This is a genomic window from Streptomyces sp. NPDC000880 (assembly GCF_053599675.1).
Window position 1 is genome coordinate 28,642 of the sequence record NZ_JBSFMS010000003.1, and the last position, 16,946, is coordinate 45,587.

The window sequence follows — 16,946 nt, forward strand, 5'->3', positions numbered from 1 at the left end:
GGCGGAGCCGCAGATCGATACTCAGAGACCCGGGATCCGGCCGTTGCGGAACAGGTCGACGAAGATCTGGTGGTCCGCCCGCGCCCGCGCGCCGTAGCTGTGTGCGAACTCCACCAGCAGCTCGCCGAACCCGTCCTCGTCGGCCGCGATCGCCGCGTCGATGGCCCGCTCCGTCGAGAACGGCACCAGCGAGTGGCCGCTCTCCTCGTCCGCCGCGCTGTGCATCGTGGCCGTCGCTCTGCCCAGGTCGGCGACGACCTCCGCGATCTCCTCCGGCTCGTCGATGTCGCTCCAGTCCAGATCCACCGCGTACGGCGACACCTCGGCGACCAGCTGACCTGAGCCGTCCAGCTCGGTCCAGCCCAGCCACGGGTCGGCGTGGTCCTGGAGCGCGCGCTGCGAGATCACCGTGCGGTGGCCCTCGTGCTGGAAGTACCCCCGTACGGAGGCGTCGTCGATGTGCCGGGAGACCGCGGGGGTCTGCGCCTGCTTCATATAGATCACGACGTCGTTCTCGAGGGCGTCGCTGTTGCCTTCGAGCAGGATGTTGTACGAGGGCAGGCCGGCGGAGCCGATGCCGATACCGCGGCGGCCCACGACGTCCTTGACGCGGTACGAGTCGGGCCGGGTCAGGCTGGACTCGGGCAGCGTCTCCAGATAGCCGTCGAAGGCCGCGAGCACCTTGTAGCGGGTGGCCGCGTCCAGCTCGATCGAGCCGCCGCCGGGTGCGAACCGGCGCTCGAAGTCGCGGATCTCGGTCATCGAGTCGAGCAACGAGAAGCGGGTCAGGGAGCGGGCGTCGCGCAGCACGTCCAGCAGCGGGCCCTCGGCGGTGTCCAGCGTGAAGGGCGGCACCTCGTCGTTCTTCGCGCCGGCGGCCAGGGCGTGGACGCGCTCGCGGTAGGCGGCGGCGTAGATCCGCACCAGCTCGGTGATCTGCTCGTCGCTGAGCGCCTTGGTGTAGCCGATCAGCGCCAGCGATGCGGCCAGCCGCTTGAGGTCCCAGGTGAAGGGGCCGACGTACGCCTCGTCGAAGTCGTTGACGTTGAAGATCAGGCGGCCGTTGGCGTCCATGTACGTGCCGAAGTTCTCGGCGTGCAGATCCCCGTGGATCCACACCCGGCCGGTGCGCTCGTCGAGGTACGGGCCGCCGTGCCGCTCCCGCTCCAGGTCGTTGTAGAACAGGGAGGCGGTGCCCCGGTAGAACGCGAACGCCGAGGCGGCCATTTTCCGGAACTTGACCCGGAACGCGGCGGGGTCGGCGGCCAGCAGCTGGCCGAAGGCGGTGTCGAAGACGGCGAGGATCTCCTCGCCGCGCTCTTCAGCTGTGGCCTCGGCGGATCGCGGTACCGACATCGCTGGGTGCCTCCTGGTGCATGACAAAGGGGACGGGGGATTCCGTCCCCTCCAACGCACGAAGGTACTCGGGAGTGCCCGCCGGCTGTCAGTGCCAAGACGTAGACTTCCAGGCTGTCCACCCAGACTGCACGCAGCACCGGGGGACCGGGGGTTGTCCCCCGAAAAGTCCACTATTCATCGTTCTCCGGAGGCCTGAAGCCGTGACCAAGCCGCCTTTCACGCACCTTCACGTCCACACGCAGTACTCCATGCTGGACGGTGCCGCGCGGCTCAAGGACATGTTCAGCGCCTGCAACGAAATGGGCATGACGCACATCGCCATGACCGACCATGGCAACCTCCATGGCGCGTACGACTTCTTCCATCAGGCCAAGAAGGCCGGTGTCACGCCGATCATCGGCATCGAGGCGTATGTCGCTCCGGAGTCCCGGCGGAACAAGCGGAAGATCAAGTGGGGCCAGCCGCACCAGAAGCGGGACGACATCTCCGGTTCGGGTGGTTACACCCACAAGACGATCTGGGCGGCCAACAAGACCGGTCTGCACAACCTCTTCCGGCTCTCCTCCGACGCGTACGCCGAGGGCTGGTTGCAGAAGTGGCCGCGGATGGACAAGGAGACCATCGCCCAGTGGTCGGAGGGGCTCATCGCCTCCACCGGCTGCCCCTCGGGCGAACTCCAGACCCGGCTGCGTCTCGGCCAGTTCGACGAGGCCCTCAAGGCCGCCTCCGAGTACCAGGACATCTTCGGCAAGGACAAGTACTTCCTGGAGCTGATGGACCACGGCATCGAGATCGAGCGCCGGGTCCGTGACGGCCTGCTGGAGATCGGCAAGAAGCTCGGCATCCCGCCGCTCGTCACCAACGACTCGCACTACACCTACGCCCACGAGGCCGGCGCGCACGACGCCCTGCTGTGCATCCAGACCGGCAAGAACCTCTCGGACCCGGACCGCTTCCGCTTCGACGGCACCGGCTACTACCTGAAGTCCACGGACGAGATGTACGCGGTGGACGCCTCGGACGCCTGGCAGGAGGGCTGCGCCAACACTGTGCTCGTCGCGCAGCAGATCGACACCGAGGGCTGGTTCGAAGAGCGCAACCTGATGCCGAAGTTCGAGGTGCCCGAGGGCTACACCGAGGTGACCTGGTTCCGCGAGGAGACCATGCGCGGCATGGCCCGGCGCTACCCGGGCGGCATCCCGGACGACCGGCTCAAGCAGGTCGAGTACGAGATGGGCATCATCATCGACATGGGCTTCCCGGGGTACTTCCTCGTGGTGGCCGACTTCATCATGTGGGCCAAGAACAACGGAATCGCGGTGGGCCCCGGCCGAGGCTCCGCGGCCGGCTCGATCGTCGCGTACGCAATGGGCATCACCGACCTCGACCCGATCGAGCACGGACTGATCTTCGAGCGCTTCCTCAACCCCGAGCGCATCTCCATGCCCGATGTCGACATCGACTTCGACGAGCGCCGGCGCGGTGAGGTGATCAGGTACGTCACCGAGAAGTACGGCGCCGACAAGGTCGCCATGATCGGCACGTACGGCAAGATCAAGGCGAAGAACGCCATCAAGGACTCCGCGCGGGTACTCGGCTACCCGTACGCGATGGGCGACCGACTCACCAAGGCGATGCCCGCCGACGTCCTCGGCAAGGGCATCGACCTCAACGGCATCACCGACCCGAAGCACCCCCGCTACAGCGAGGCGGGCGAGATCCGGGGGATGTACGAGAACGAGCCGGACGTGAAGAAGGTCATCGACACCGCCAAGGGCGTCGAGGGACTGGTCCGGCAGATGGGTGTGCACGCCGCCGGCGTGATCATGTCCAGCGAGACCATCACCGACCATGTGCCGGTGTGGGTCAGGCACACCGACGGCGTCACCATCACCCAGTGGGACTACCCGAGCTGTGAGTCGCTCGGCCTGCTGAAGATGGACTTCCTGGGCCTGCGAAATCTCACCATCATGGACGACGCCGTCAAGATGGTGAAGGCGAACAAGGGCGTCGAGCTGGACCTGCTCGCTCTTCCGCTGGACGACCCCACGACGTACGAACTGCTCTGCCGCGGTGACACGCTCGGCGTCTTCCAGTTCGACGGCGGCCCGATGCGTTCGCTGCTGCGGCTGATGAAGCCCGACAACTTCGAGGACATTTCCGCTGTTTCGGCCCTGTACCGGCCGGGACCGATGGGCATGAACTCCCACACGAACTACGCGCTGCGCAAGAACGGGCAGCAGGAGATCACGCCGATCCACCCGGAGCTGGAGGAGCCGCTCAAGGAGGTCCTCGGCCTCACCTACGGCCTGATCGTCTATCAGGAGCAGGTGCAGAAGGCCGCCCAGATCATCGCGGGGTACTCACTCGGCGAGGCCGACATCCTCCGCCGAGTGATGGGCAAGAAGAAGGCCGACGAGCTGGCGAAGAACTTCGTCCTCTTCCAGGCCGGCGCCAAGAAGAACGGCTTCAGCGACCAGGCCATCCAGGCCCTGTGGGACGTGCTGGTCCCCTTCGCCGGATACGCGTTCAACAAGGCGCACTCCTCCGCGTACGGTCTGGTCACCTACTGGACCGCGTATCTCAAGGCGAACTACCCGGCCGAGTACATGGCCGCGCTGCTGACGTCCGTGAAGGACGACAAGGACAAGTCCGCGGTCTATCTGAACGAGTGCCGCCGCATGGGCATCAAGGTGCTGCCGCCCAATGTCAACGAGTCGCAGTCGAACTTCGCCGCGCAGGGCGACGATGTGATCCTCTTCGGCCTCTCCGCCGTGCGGAACGTCGGCACGAACGTCGTGGACTCGATCATCCGCTGCCGCAAGTCCAAGGGGAAGTACAGCTCCTTCCCCGACTTCCTCGACAAGGTCGAGGCCGTCGTCTGCAACAAGCGGACCGTCGAATCGCTCATCAAGGCCGGCGCCTTCGACGAGATGGGCCACACCCGCAAGGGCCTGGTCGCGCACCACGAGCCGATGATCGACAACGTGGTGGCGGTCAAGCGCAAGGAGGCCGAGGGACAGTTCGACCTGTTCGGCGGGATGGGCGACGAGGGGAGCGACGAGCCGGGCTTCGGGCTCGACGTCGAGTTCTCCGACATCGAGTGGGACAAGTCGTATCTGCTCGCGCAGGAGCGCGAGATGCTCGGCCTCTACGTGTCCGACCACCCGCTCTTCGGCATCGAGCATGTCCTGAGCGACAAGACGGATGCCGCGATCTCCCAGCTCACCGGCGGTGAGCACGCCGACGGCGCGGTCGTCACCATCGGCGGAATCATTTCCGGCCTGCAGCGCAAGATGACCAAGCAGGGCAACGCCTGGGCGATCGCGACGGTCGAGGACCTGGCGGGCTCCATCGAATGCATGTTCTTCCCGGCGACCTATCAGCTGGTGTCGACGCAGCTCGTCGAGGACACCGTGGTCTTCGTCAAGGGACGGCTCGACAAGCGCGAGGACATCCCGCGGCTGGTCGCCATGGAGCTGATGGTCCCGGACCTCTCGTCGGCCGGCACGAACGCCCCGGTGGTCGTCACCATCCCGACGGTGAAGGTGACGCCGCCGATGATCAACAGGCTCGGTGAGATCCTCAGCCACCACAAGGGCAACACCGAGGTACGGATCAGGCTCCAGGGCCCCCGCAAGACCACGGTGCTCCGTCTCGACCGGCATCGCGTGCAGCCGGACCCGGCGCTCTTCGGTGATCTGAAGGTGCTGCTCGGCCCGTCCTGCCTGGCCGGCTAGCGCGCCGATACGCACATAGACGCCTCAAGGGGCATGCCTGATCGTCACGGGCGCGCCCCTTTCGTCTTTGCGGCTCGTCTCTTTACGGCGCGATTTACGGCGCGATCAGTTGTGGCCGAAGCGCCGCTGGTGCTTACGGGCAACGTCCGCGGGGCTGCCCTGAGCCTGGGACTGGGGCTGCGCCTGGGACTCATATGCGGTCGACTTGGCCTGCTCACTGCCGCGCTCCGCGGCAGACGAGCGGTCCGGTTTGTCACCCTGCTTGCGATTCTTGTTCTTGGCCATGGTGATGCCTCCTGTGGGGATTCTCGGGGCCAGGGCCGCTGTCAGAGTCACATACGCAATGAAGCGCCGCATTTTGGATCATTGCGGTGTGTAAAGGGCGCTTGTCGTCCCTCGGACCAGGGTTCCGCCACGCCGGTGATCGAGTTCCGGCCGTTAACCCTCCCGTGGTCGGGCAGACTCGAAGGAAACCCGGAACAATCCCCGATCCGGACCCTTCCCGATCCCGAAGTTCCCGAAAGAGGGTGGAACGCGTGGACCGCTGCGTTGTCCTGGTGGACGCCGGATATCTGCTGGGCGCCGCCGCGAGTCTTCTCGCCGGCGAACCGGCGCGTTCCCGCATCACCGTCGACCACGCCGCCCTCATCCAAGGCCTGCGCGAGCTCGCCGAGGCCGATACGGATCGCCCGCTGCTGCGTATCTACTGGTTCGACGGCGCCCCCGACCGCGTACCGCAGCCCGAACACCGGCGGCTGCGCGTCATGCCGCGGGTGACGGTCCGGCTGGGCGCACTGACCCGCAGCGACGGCCGCTGGGCGCAGAAGGGCGTCGATGCGGCTATGCACGCCGAGCTCACCGAGCTGGCCAGAAATCGTGCTTGCTCCGACGTGGTGCTGGTGACCGGCGACGGAGATCTGCTCCCCGGTCTGATGTCCGCCAAGGAGCACGGCGTCGCCGTCCACCTCTGGGCCGTGCAGGCCGCCGACGGCGACTACAACCAGTCCGAGGACCTGGTGGCCGAGGCGGACGAGCGACGGGTGCTCGACCGGGCCTGGATCACCCGGGCCGTACGGGCCAAGGAACTCACCGGCATCTGTGCCCCGCAGCCCGCGCCCCGTCCCGAGATCGCCGCGATCCTCTCCGCGCCGCTGCCCGAGTCGGCGCTCGCCGCCTCGCAGGAGCGCGCCGCCGAAGCCGTACGGAACGGCTCGCAGCCTGCCCCCACCGAGAACGGCGCCGAGCCGGTCCCGGCCCCCGCCGCGTCCAAGGGCGTTCCCACCCCCAAGGACCTGGCGGGTCTGCGCGCCCCCGGCCAGCACCCCGCGCCGCATCCCACGAGCGCCACCCTGCGCTGGTCCTCCGACAAGGGCTGGGTCGAGCGGGCCGGCGGGGGGGCGCTCGGCGAGCCGCCCGAGACCGCGTCCCTGCCGACGCTCGCCCAACTCACCAGTGCCGAGCAGCGCTGGGCCGATCGCGAGGAGGACATCACCACGGTCGGTGGCGATCCCTTCGAGGTCGGCCAGGTCTTCGCCCGGCGCTGGATGGAACGGCTGCCGGACGCGAGCCATGTGCAGAAGCTGTCCACCATGTACCCGCGGATCCCGCACCGCATCGACGGCGAACTGCTGCGGTACGCCGCGCGCTTCGGGCTCCTCGCGCACAAGGACGACCAGATCGACGAGCACGACCGCTATGCGATCCGGGCCGGATTCTGGCGCGAGATCGACGTACGGGCGGCCGCGGAACACGCCCCCGCGGGGGAGTAGCCCGGCCGACCCCTTAGGCTCGTCCCTTGTGAGTACGGTGTGCGTGGTGCGGGAGCTGGTCAAGACGTACCCGGCCGCGCGCGGTCGCGGAGGCACCCCCGGGACGCCCGAAGTGCGTGCCACTGACGGGATTTCCCTGGTGGTGCGGCGCGGCGAGATCTTCGGCCTGCTCGGGCCCAATGGCGCCGGCAAGTCCACCCTCGTACGACAGCTCACCGGGCTGATGCGCCCGGACGCCGGCGGCGTCGAGGTGCTGGGCCACGATCTCGTACGCCACCCGGAGCGGGCCGCCCGGCTCATCGGCTACCTCGGGCAGGAGTCCACCGCGCTCGACGAGCTGACCGTCGCGCTCGCCGCCGAGACGACCGGGCGGCTGCGCGGACTTTCCCTACGGGACGCGCGGGCCGAGCGGGACGCCGTACTGGAGGAGCTCGGGCTGACCGGGCTCGCCGCGCGCCCCCTGAAGAAACTCTCCGGCGGACAGCGGCGGCTGGCCTGCTTCGCGGCGACGCTCGTCGGCGAGCGGTCGGTGCTGGTACTGGACGAGCCGACCACCGGCATGGACCCCGTCGCGCGGCGCGCGGTGTGGGCCGCGGTCGACCGGCGGCGGGCGGAGAACGGGGCGACCGTCATCCTTGTTACCCACAACGTCATCGAGGCGGAGACCGTCCTCGACCGGGTTGCCGTGCTGGAACGGGGCCGCGTCATCGCCTGCGACACCCCGGCCGGGCTCAAGGAACGGGTCGCCGGCGAGGTGCGGGTCGAGCTGGTGTGGCGGGAGCGGGCGCCGCTGGACGTGCCCGAGGTCAACGCGCTGCGCGGGTCCGCGCAGGAGCACGGGCGCCGTTGGGTGCTCAGGCTCGCGCCCGACGAGGCGCGGGCGGCGGTCGCGGCGGTGACGGGCGGCGCGGCGTTTGCGGCGCTCGACGACTTCACGCTGGCCACGCCGAGCCTGGAGGACGTGTATTTGGCGCTCGGCGGGAACGCGACAAAGGGGCTGGTCAAGGCGTGAGTATCGTGCCCGCGGAGGCGGTGGCCGAACAGATCAGGGTGGCCGGCGGGGCAGCGGTGGTGGATGCCGCGCCGCTTGCGCCACGGGCACGGCTGCTGCCCGCGCTCGCCGCCGTGTACCGCGCGCAGCTGTCGCGGGCGCGGGTCGCCCGGATCCCGCTGCTCTTCGTGGCGACCTTCCAGTCGGTCGGGATCATGGTCCTGATGCGGGGGGTCGTCGATGGGGGTGCGGAGGCGCGGGCGGTCGTCGCCGGGGCGAGCGTCCTCGTCGTCGCCTTCGTCGCGCTCAATCTCCTCGCGCAGTATTTCGGGCAGCTGCGGGCCGGCGGCGGGCTCGACCACTACGCCACGCTGCCGGTGCCGCCGGCCGCGGTGGTGCTCGGTGCGGCCGGTGCGTACGCGTCCTTCACCGTGCCCGGCACGGTCGTCACCGCCGTCGTCGGCAGCGTCCTTTTCCAGCTGCCGCTGACGCATCTATGGGTGCTCGCCGCGGTCATCCCACTGTCCGGCGCCGCCCTCGCCGGTCTTGGCGCGGCGCTGGGGCTGCTCGCGCCGCGCCAGGAACTGGCCACGCTGCTCGGGCAGTTGGGTATGTCCGCGGCGCTGCTGCTCGGTGTGCTGCCGGCCGACAGGCTGCCCGGGCCGGTCTCGTACGCCCGCGATCTGCTGCCCTCCACGTACGGCGTCGAAGCCTTTGCGCGGACCTTCGACGCGCGTCCGGACTGGGCGGTCGTCGGGCTGGACCTCGCGGTCTGCGCTTTGGTGGGTGTCGTCTCGCTGACGGTTGCGACATGGGCGTACCGGCGGGCGGCAGTCCGGTGAGGCACCGTCCGGACATGCCTGGCACGATGGCGGGGTGACCGCACCTCTGACTCCGCCTCACCAGCCTTCGCCGAACAACGACCCGTGGCATTCGCCGCCGACCGGGACCGGACCCTTGTACGCCCAGGGGGCTCAGGATGACCCGGACCTGAAGACGGACCTGCGGGACGCGGCCGTGGTGCTGGTGGCCGTGACGATTCTGGGCGTGGCGCTGGGGCTGCTGTGGCTGTGGCTGGCGCCGCGGGTGCCACTGGTCTCGAACGACAAGGCGGTCTTCCTCAAGGACACGGAGGGCGAGGAGGCGGTGGGCGCGGACGGAACGTTCGTGCTGCTGGCACTCGCCTTCGGCGCGGTGAGCGCGGCTGCGGTCTTCTGGATCCGCAGGCGCGGCGGGATCGCGCTGGTGGTGGCGCTGGCGCTGGGCGGCCTGCTGGGATCGCTGCTGGCGTGGGGGATCGGGGTGTGGTTCGGCCCGACGCATGATGTGGTCGCTCATGCGAGGGAGGTCGGCCAGGGGGTGACCTTCGACGCGTACCTGGAACTGAGGGCGAAGGGGGCGGTGCTGGCGTGGCCGGTGGCGGCGATGGTGGTTCACCTGGCGCTGACGGCGCTGTTCGGCCCACGGGATCCGGAGCCGGAGCCGGAGTGGGGCGCGGGGTACGGGGCGCCGGGGGCGGAGCGGCCGCCGGGGCCGGGGGAGGCCTGAGGCCTGCGGGCGGGCCTGTTCCCCTACCCGCCCTTTCCCGTAACTGGGGGCGGAGTCCCGGGATCATGCTGTGCGGCGGCCGTGGTTGGCACGGTGCTTGCGGATGCGCCACTTCCGTTTGCGGGTGCGTTTGGACATGTCCTGTCCTCTCCCCGTCGGACCGTCGGAGCGTTCCTACGGTCGTAGCCGAGGACGGACGTGCCGTCGAGACCTAGGCGCGGCCGATCGGAGCCAGCACCGCGGAGGTGAGCGTGGCCAGATCCGACGGGGAGAGTTCGACCTCCAGGCCGCGGCGGCCCGCCGAGACGCAGATCGTGGGGTGCAGGGACGCGGACGCGTCCAGGACCGTGCGCAGGGGTTTGCGCTGGCCCAGCGGGGAGATGCCGCCGCGGACGTAGCCCGTCGTGCGTTCCGCCGCAGCCGGGTCGGCCATCGTGGCGCGTTTGGCGCCGACCGCCGCGGCCAGCGCCTTGAGGTCCAGCTGGCCCGCCACCGGGACGATCGCCACCGTCAGTTCGCCGTCGACGTTCGCGACGAGGGTCTTGAAGACCCGGTCGGGACAGACCCCGAGGGCCTGTGCCGCCTCCTCGCCGTACGAGGGCGACGCGGGGTCGTGGTCGTACGCGTGGACCGTGAAGGCCGTGCCCGCCGCGGTCAGGGCGACCGTCGCGGGCGTGCCACCCGGCTTCTTGGGCTTCTTCGGCACCGCAGGAAACTCCCGTCAGTTGGGGCTCGTCGGCGCCCGGGTCAGATCTACCGCGGGCAGCGAAGGCAGGTGGCGGATCACCGCGGTCTCCGAGCGCAGCAGGGTGAGTTCCTCACGCAGCCGGGTCGCCGTGTCCGGGGCCTGCAACAGCCGCTGCTTCGCAGGCGTGTCCAGCACCGCCGCCGCGGCGACCAGGTACGACACCACCGACGGCTCGTCCGGCAGATCCGCCCCCGTGGACAGCGACCGCTCCCGTGCGCCCGCCAGCCGCTTCTGGTAGCTGCGGAAGGCACGGAGCACGCCCTCGGCGAGCGCCCCCGCGCTGTCCCCCGACTCCTCCGGGATCTCCTCCAGTTCGGCTGTCAGATACGGGCCGCTCGCGTCGACCGAGAGGAGCTTGACCCGGGTCGTGCCCGTCGCCAGCACCTCGAAGCTGCCGTCGTCCCGCTCGCGGATCGTCGCCGCGTCCGCGATGCAGCCCACCCGGTGGAAGGCCTGGATCGGGTCGTCACCGAAGCCCGCAGCGGGGCCGCGCTCGGGCAGCGCGGTCGGGTCCGGCAGGCCGGGCGCGGTCGGCGCCACCTCGTGGCCGTCGCGGATGGCGACCACTGCGAAGCGCCGCGGCTCGGACTCGTCCGTCTTCAGCAGCTCGCGCATCATGGCGCGGTAACGCTCCTCGAAAATGTTCAAGGGCAGGACGAGGCCCGGGAACAGCACCGAGTTCAGCGGGAAGAGGGGGAGGCGTGCGGTCACAACGGTCAAGCCTAATGGCCCAGCGACCTGCTTCGTCCGCCCCGTCCACGCACTGGCATCGCCGAGGCCATCTCGATCCGTACGCCGTCCCTCGCCGCGAGGAACTGACCCAGTGGATCGTCGGAGGCATAGCTCCACGGAAACGACGTCGCGTACGGGCCGATCAGCCGGAACTGCTCCAGCGCCTCGGACCACCGCCCCCGCCCCACCAGTACGTACGCAAGCAGATTGCGCACCTCCGCGGGCCACGGATCCCCGGCCTGGTAATCCGCGGAGAGCGTGATCGCGAGATCCGCCGCCGCGTCGATCCGGTCCTCCTGTACGGAGGTGGTGTCCCCGCTCAGCAGCTGCGCGAACGCCGCCCGCACCGGCAGCGCCTGCACCAGCGAGCCCGGCAGCGCGTCTGCCGCCGCTTGCTCGGCAAAGTCGAAGCACTCGCGGTGCGAGCCGTACCACTGCGCGGACAGGTACTGCAGGGCCGCGACATGACAGCCGTAGTGGTGCGAGGAGCGGCGTACAGCCTGCTCCCACAGCGACTCGAACGCCGTATGCGTGGCATGCGTGCCGCGAGCGTGGTCCAACGAGATCCGCCACGGCACCGGATCGTGCGGATCGCCCTCAGCCGCCGCGTCGATCAGCGGACCGATCTCGCGCAGCCGCTCGGCCCTGGCCGGCGATTCCCAGGCCCTGCGGACCGCGAGCTCGGCCTTGACGACCAGCGCGTCGGGGTCGCGCGGCGCGGCGGCGAGCCAGGACGTGAGCCACTCGTCGCGGCTGTACGCGAACGCGGCGAGCCGCATCACGTACCGGTCGCGGTTCTCCCACTCCGCCGATTCACGTGTGGTCGCCAGCAGCTTGGCGGCCGGTTCGTACTCCCCGAGGGCAGCCGCGACCAGCGCCGGGCTCAGCTGCTCGTCGGGGGCATCGAGCAGTACCGCCTCGTCGGGCGGCAGACCGTCGGCGAACTGCGGCGTATGACGGATCATGCGCGCGGTGCGGATCAGGGCGCGGAGCAATGACATGGTGCGGACCATTGAAAACTGCAGGTCGGAGGCGCGCCAGAGGGTAGCTGTGAAGAGTTCGTAGCGGCGGAATGGTTGTCCTGGCGAAAGCCAAGAGAGCGTAAAGAAAGTGCCTCAGCCGCGCCGGAGAAGGCGGGACGCGCCCGCCGCGACCGTCGTCGCGAGGATCCAGCCGAGAAGGATCAGCGCGGCCGACGCCCACTGCCAGCGGCCGGTCAGCTGCCAGTAGCCGTCCTGGCCGAGGTTGATCACCGGCAGCAGCAGATCCAGGGCGTAGAGCGCGGAGTTCCACCTCGGATGCTCCTCGGCCTTGATCGGTGCCGGATCGATCTGGGCGAAGGCCACCGCGCCCGCCGCCCACAGGACCGCCATCCACAGAGCCGCCCGGCCCGGGCGGTAGCCGTACGCCACCGTCCAGTCCTGCAGATAGCCCCACAGCTTCGCGGCCAGCGGCAGCGTCTCCCGGCGGCGGCGCTGCTTGGCGAGCAGTACCTCGCGGGCGTCCGCGTCCTCACCGCTGTTGCGCAGCACGGTCGCCAGTCGTTCGTACGGCTCCGGGGAGTACTCCGGAGTCGCCGAGGCAACCCACTCCAGGCGGCGGTTGAGGGGGAACTCCTCGTACGGAACGAGGTTCTCGTAGACGAAGCCGCCCATCGCGAGGCCGCCGGGCCCCGGCCAGCTCGCCGCCAGATCGATCAGCGTCACGATCTTCGCGCCGTTCAGCACGACGCGGCCCTCCTCCGGGCGCTCCGCGTTGAAGCGCAGCTCCGGAGTGGCAATCCGGCGCAGCGACAGCTCCTCTCGCGAGTTCAGCACGAACCGCGCATGGTGCAGATCGACCGCGTCGCCGAACCGGCCGTCGTCCAGCCGCACCCCGCCATGGCACTGGAAGGGCTGCAGCCGGGTGCCGCGCGCCGGGGTGGCGGAACGGCCGATGCCGAACGGGGGAGTGGAGCCCTGGTTGCCCGTGGACTCGCTCACCCACGCGCCCGTCATATAGAGCGTCCGCTCCACGCTCAGCTGCGGTGCGTTCAGCGCGCGCCGCTCCCCGGCCGCGCGCAGCCGGCTGCCGCGCAGGCTCAGTGAGACCCCCACCTTCGCGCCGCGCAGACTGAACTCGCCGTACGTCTCGATCAGTTCGGCCTGTAAGTCCTGGGCGACCGACATCCCGTCGGCGGTGATCGCCCGGCCCCGGCGGTCCGGCCGGACATGGATCTGGTTGATCAGCAGATCGGTGCCTATCTGCGCGTCGGTGAGCCGGATGCCGTGCTCGACGCGGCAGCGTGGCAGATGCAGATCGCCCTCGGTACGCAGCCGGGCAGCCTCGATCCGCGGGATCGCACAGCCGACCATGCGCACCGTGGTGAAGTGCGCCTCGGGCATCAGCACTTCGCTCTCGAAGCGGCAGCCGTTCAGCTCGACGTACGGGGCGATGCTGCCGCCCGCGAGTTTGAGGGTGCCGGTGATCTGGACCCCGCGGAGCTTCAGCGCGGCGACCCGGCCGGGCCGTGCGCTGGGACCGCTGAGCAGCAGCCGGGCGACGATCAACGCGCGGACGCTGCGCTCGGGGCCCCAGGGGCGTGGGGAGAAGGGATCGTTCAGCAGGGGATTCGGGTCGCTCAGGTCGTACGTGCTTCCATTACGGAATGCGTTCCACATCTGGAGCTCGGTCGGGCTCAGTCCATTCGGAGGCCCGTCGTCCAGCGGCTCGGTCAATGCCGCTCCTCCGCTTCATTCGTTCGTACAGCCGTTCTTCCCGCTGAGTGACGGACTGAACGCTAGTGGTCATGAACAACTTCCATTGCAGGGGGGTGGCGCACGGGAGCCCCCCTGACGGAGTCCGGGAGAGCCTCGCTGAGGGGTGGGTCGGTGGGGCACCTCCCAGCGGTAGCCGGGGGAGGGCGGGCGTATCAGCCAGTGATACGGACGACCGGCAGCAGAATCCGGTCTGAGAGAATTGCTCTGTGATCTATCGAATCGATCTGCGTGGCGACGCTCTCCCCGAGGGTGCCGCCCTGCGCGACCTGCTGCCCCGTGCCGAGTTCGACGTGGAAGCCGCCCTGGACAAGGTGCGGCCCATCTGCGAGGACGTGCACCATCGCGGCACGACGGCGCTGATCGAGTACGCGGATAAATTCGACGGTGTGAAGCTGGACCGGGTACGAGTGCCCGCAGTGGCACTCGCCGACGCCCTGGAGCAGCTCGACCCCAAGGTCAGGGCCGCTTTGGAGGAGTCGATCCGGCGCGCCAGGATCGTGCACCGCGCGCAGCGCCGCGACGAGCACACCACCCAGGTCGTCCCCGGCGGCACCGTCACCGAGAAGTGGGTGCCGGTCGAGCGCGTCGGTCTGTACGCGCCGGGCGGCCGCTCCGTCTACCCCTCCTCCGTGATCATGAACGTGGTGCCGGCACAGGAGGCGGGCGTCGCATCCGTCGCGCTCGCGTCCCCGCCGCAGAAGCCCCGTTTTGAGGGAGATGCAGCCGGGGGGCTTCCGCACCCGACGATCCTGGCCGCCTGCGCTCTGCTCGGCGTCGACGAGGTGTACGCCGCGGGCGGCGCCCAGGCCGTCGCGATGTTCGCGTACGGCACCTCGGGACCTGACGGGTGCGCCCCCGCGAACATGGTGACGGGCCCCGGAAATATCTGGGTCGCCGCCGCCAAGCGGTACTTCACCGGCCGGATCGGCATCGACACCGAGGCGGGCCCGACCGAGATCGCGATCCTCGCCGACGAGACCGCCGACCCGGTGCACGTCGCCGCGGACCTGATCAGCCAGGCCGAGCACGACCCGATGGCCGCCGCAGTGCTGGTCACCGACTCCGTGGAGCTGGCGGACGCGGTCGAGAAGGAGCTCGAGCCGCAGGTCGCGGCCAGCAAGCACATCGAGGACCGGATCGTCCCGGCGCTGAGCGGAAAGCAGTCCGCGATCGTCCTGGTCGACGGCGTCGAAGAGGGCCTGCGGGTCGTCAACGCGTACGGCGCCGAGCACCTGGAGATCCAGACTGCCGACGCCGTTGCGGTCGCCGCCCGGGTCCGCAACGCCGGCGCGATCTTCGTCGGCCCGTGGGCGCCGGTCTCGCTCGGTGACTACTGCGCGGGCTCCAACCACGTCCTGCCCACCGGTGGCTGCGCCTGCCACTCCTCGGGCCTGTCCGTCCAGTCCTTCCTGCGCGGCATCCACATCGTCGACTACACCCGCGACGCGCTTGCCGAGGTGACGCACCATGTCGTCACGCTCGCCGAGGCCGAGGACCTGCCCGCGCACGGCGCCGCCCTCAAGGCGCGCTTTGGATGGAAGGTGCCTCAGCAGTGACCGGAATCGACGATCTGCCCATCCGCGACGAGCTTCGCGGCAAGTCCCCGTACGGGGCGCCCCAGCTCGACGTACCCGTACAGCTGAACACCAACGAGAACCCGTACCCGCTGCCCGAGCCGCTGGTCGAGCGGATCGCCCAGCGGGTCGCAGAGGCCGCGCGCGGGCTCAACCGCTACCCCGACCGGGACGCTGTCGAGCTGCGCACCGAGCTCGCCCGCTACCTCACCCGTACGGCCGGGCACGAGGTGAGCCTCGCCAACGTCTGGGCCGCCAACGGCTCCAACGAGGTCATCCAGCAGCTGCTCCAGACCTTCGGCGGCCCCGGCCGCAGCGCCATCGGGTTCGAGCCCTCGTACTCGATGCACGGACTCATCGCGCGCGGCACCGGCACCGACTGGATCTCAGGACCGCGCCGCGACGACTTCACGATCGACCTCGACGCGGCAGTCGAGGCCATCGCCCGGCACCGGCCGGACGTCGTCTTCATCACCTCGCCCAACAACCCGACGGGCACCGCGGTCCAGGCCGACACCGTCGTCGCGCTGTACGAGGCGGCCCAGGCTGCCAAGCCGTCCCTGGTGGTCGTCGACGAGGCGTACGTCGAGTTCAGCCACCGCGCCTCGCTGCTGCCGCTGATCGAGGGCCGGCCGAATATGGTGGTCTCGCGCACCATGTCCAAGGCCTTCGGCGCGGCCGGTCTGCGCCTGGGCTATCTGGCCGCGCACCCCGCCGTGGTCGACGCCGTCCAGCTGGTGCGCCTGCCGTACCACCTGTCCGCCGTCACCCAGGCCACCGCGCTGGCCGCGCTGGAGCACACCGATACGCTGCTCGGGTATGTCGAGCAGCTGAAGCGGGAGCGGGACCGGCTGGTCACCGAGTTGCGGGCGATCGGCTGGGAGGTCACCGAATCGGACGCCAACTTCGTCCAGTTCGGCCGCTTCGCCGACAGCCATGAGGCCTGGCAGAAGATCCTTGACCGGGGCGTCCTGGTCCGTGACAACGGAGTGCCCGGGTGGCTGCGAGTCACCGCCGGCACCCCTGAAGAGAACGACGCGTTTCTCGACGCGGTTCGTGAGCTGAAGAAGGAGTACGACGCATGAGCCGCGTTGGCCGTGTCGAACGCACCACCAAGGAGACGTCCGTCGTCGTCGAGATCGACCTCGACGGTCACGGAAAGGTCGACGTGTCGACCGGGGTCGGGTTCTACGACCACATGCTCGACCAGCTCGGCCGCCACGGCCTGTTCGACCTCACCGTGAAGACCGAGGGCGATCTGCACATCGACTCGCACCACACCATCGAGGACACCGCCCTCGCGCTCGGCGCCGCCTTCAAGCAGGCGCTCGGCGACAAAGTGGGGATTTATCGATTCGGCAACTGCACCGTGCCGCTGGACGAGTCCCTCGCCCAGGTCACCGTGGACCTCTCGGGCCGCCCGTACCTCGTGCACAACGAGCCCGAGAACATGGCGCCCATGATCGGCTCGTACGACACGACCATGACCCGGCACATCTTCGAGTCCTTCGTCGCACAGGCCCAGATCGCGCTGCACATCCACGTCCCGTACGGGCGCAACGCGCACCACATCGTCGAGTGCCAGTTCAAGGCGCTGGCCCGTGCCCTGCGGTACGCCTCCGAGCGCGACCCGCGTGCGGTGGGCATCCTCCCCTCCACGAAGGGCGCGCTGTGAGCGACGCACGCGCGGCCGCCGGGCCGCAGGCGACAGCGATAGTGGCACCTC

General features: G+C 69.7%; 14 protein-coding genes. 8 read left to right on the forward strand and 6 right to left on the reverse strand.

All coding sequences use genetic code 11. From position 1 onward, the window contains the following. Positions 1–21 precede the first annotated feature (21 nt). Complete coding sequence (locus ACWDO5_RS01790; protein WP_450527514.1) at positions 22–1,356, reverse strand: DUF2252 domain-containing protein; 1,335 nt, start codon at positions 1,354–1,356, stop codon at positions 22–24. A 203-nt stretch (positions 1,357–1,559) separates the two neighbouring features. Between ACWDO5_RS01790 and dnaE the strand changes: the two genes are divergently transcribed. Continuing rightward, complete coding sequence (gene dnaE, locus ACWDO5_RS01795; protein ID WP_450527516.1) at positions 1,560–5,099, forward strand: DNA polymerase III subunit alpha; 3,540 nt, start codon at positions 1,560–1,562, stop codon at positions 5,097–5,099. A gap of 105 nt (positions 5,100–5,204) precedes the next feature. Here the strand turns inward: dnaE and ACWDO5_RS01800 are convergent, their stop codons facing one another. Next, positions 5,205–5,384: a hypothetical protein gene (locus tag ACWDO5_RS01800; RefSeq protein WP_450527517.1), complete on the reverse strand. Its 180-nt coding sequence runs from the start codon at positions 5,382–5,384 to the stop codon at positions 5,205–5,207. 251 nt (positions 5,385–5,635) lie between these two features. Here ACWDO5_RS01800 and ACWDO5_RS01805 point away from each other — a divergent pair, with 251 nt between their 5' ends. From ACWDO5_RS01805 to ACWDO5_RS01820, 4 genes are read left to right on the forward strand one after another with little or no spacing between them, the layout of a single operon-like run. Further along, positions 5,636–6,868: an NYN domain-containing protein gene (locus ACWDO5_RS01805; protein ID WP_450527518.1), complete on the forward strand. Its 1,233-nt coding sequence runs from the start codon at positions 5,636–5,638 to the stop codon at positions 6,866–6,868. A 37-nt stretch (positions 6,869–6,905) separates the two neighbouring features. After that, positions 6,906–7,880, forward strand: a complete 975-nt coding sequence (locus tag ACWDO5_RS01810) for an ABC transporter ATP-binding protein (RefSeq protein ID WP_450527623.1) — start codon at positions 6,906–6,908, stop codon at positions 7,878–7,880. Next, on the forward strand, positions 7,877–8,701 hold the full coding sequence (locus tag ACWDO5_RS01815) for an ABC transporter permease (RefSeq protein ID WP_450527520.1): 825 nt from the start codon (positions 7,877–7,879) through the stop codon (positions 8,699–8,701). The genes ACWDO5_RS01810 and ACWDO5_RS01815 overlap by 4 nt, the downstream gene beginning before the upstream one ends. A gap of 34 nt (positions 8,702–8,735) precedes the next feature. Next, positions 8,736–9,407, forward strand: a complete 672-nt coding sequence (locus ACWDO5_RS01820; RefSeq protein WP_450527522.1) for an ABC transporter permease — start codon at positions 8,736–8,738, stop codon at positions 9,405–9,407. A 211-nt stretch (positions 9,408–9,618) separates the two neighbouring features. Here ACWDO5_RS01820 and ybaK read toward each other — a convergent pair whose 3' ends face one another. From ybaK to ACWDO5_RS01840, 4 genes are all read right to left on the reverse strand, one after another. Further along, positions 9,619–10,113: a Cys-tRNA(Pro) deacylase gene (ybaK, locus tag ACWDO5_RS01825; RefSeq protein ID WP_450527524.1), complete on the reverse strand. Its 495-nt coding sequence runs from the start codon at positions 10,111–10,113 to the stop codon at positions 9,619–9,621. A gap of 15 nt (positions 10,114–10,128) precedes the next feature. After that, positions 10,129–10,875, reverse strand: a complete 747-nt coding sequence (locus ACWDO5_RS01830) for an LON peptidase substrate-binding domain-containing protein (RefSeq protein WP_450527526.1) — start codon at positions 10,873–10,875, stop codon at positions 10,129–10,131. A gap of 2 nt (positions 10,876–10,877) precedes the next feature. Continuing rightward, a complete protein-coding gene (locus ACWDO5_RS01835; RefSeq protein WP_450527528.1) occupies positions 10,878–11,900 on the reverse strand; it encodes a hypothetical protein in 1,023 nt (340 codons plus the stop codon). Positions 11,901–12,002: 102 nt separating this feature from the next. Further along, positions 12,003–13,604 (reverse strand): oxidoreductase, encoded by a 1,602-nt coding sequence (locus ACWDO5_RS01840; protein ID WP_450527530.1) that lies wholly within the window; start codon positions 13,602–13,604, stop codon positions 12,003–12,005. Positions 13,605–13,852: 248 nt separating this feature from the next. Between ACWDO5_RS01840 and hisD the strand changes: the two genes are divergently transcribed. Genes hisD through hisB form a run of 3 tightly spaced genes read left to right on the forward strand, consistent with a single transcriptional unit; the run spans position 13,853 to position 16,895 of the window. After that, positions 13,853–15,202: a histidinol dehydrogenase gene (hisD, locus tag ACWDO5_RS01845; protein ID WP_450527531.1), complete on the forward strand. Its 1,350-nt coding sequence runs from the start codon at positions 13,853–13,855 to the stop codon at positions 15,200–15,202. Beyond that, a complete protein-coding gene (locus tag ACWDO5_RS01850; RefSeq protein WP_450527533.1) occupies positions 15,181–16,305 on the forward strand; it encodes a histidinol-phosphate transaminase in 1,125 nt (374 codons plus the stop codon). Before hisD ends, ACWDO5_RS01850 begins: the two co-directional genes overlap by 22 nt. Further along, the gene (gene hisB / locus ACWDO5_RS01855) at positions 16,302–16,895 is read left to right on the forward strand and encodes an imidazoleglycerol-phosphate dehydratase HisB (RefSeq protein WP_450527534.1); all 594 of its coding nucleotides are present in this window, start codon (positions 16,302–16,304) and stop codon (positions 16,893–16,895) included. The genes ACWDO5_RS01850 and hisB overlap by 4 nt, the downstream gene beginning before the upstream one ends. Positions 16,896–16,946: the final 51 nt, after the last annotated feature.

Coding starts and splice junctions, on each gene's coding strand:
- ACWDO5_RS01790 (WP_450527514.1), bottom strand. CDS start 1,356: ATGTCGGTACCGCGATCCGCCGAGGCCACAGCTGAAGAGCGCGGCGAG.
- hisB (WP_450527534.1), top strand. CDS start 16,302: ATGAGCCGCGTTGGCCGTGTCGAACGCACCACCAAGGAGACGTCCGTC.
- ACWDO5_RS01835 (WP_450527528.1), bottom strand. CDS start 11,900: ATGGTCCGCACCATGTCATTGCTCCGCGCCCTGATCCGCACCGCGCGC.
- ACWDO5_RS01800 (WP_450527517.1), bottom strand. CDS start 5,384: ATGGCCAAGAACAAGAATCGCAAGCAGGGTGACAAACCGGACCGCTCG.
- ACWDO5_RS01850 (WP_450527533.1), top strand. CDS start 15,181: ATGGAAGGTGCCTCAGCAGTGACCGGAATCGACGATCTGCCCATCCGC.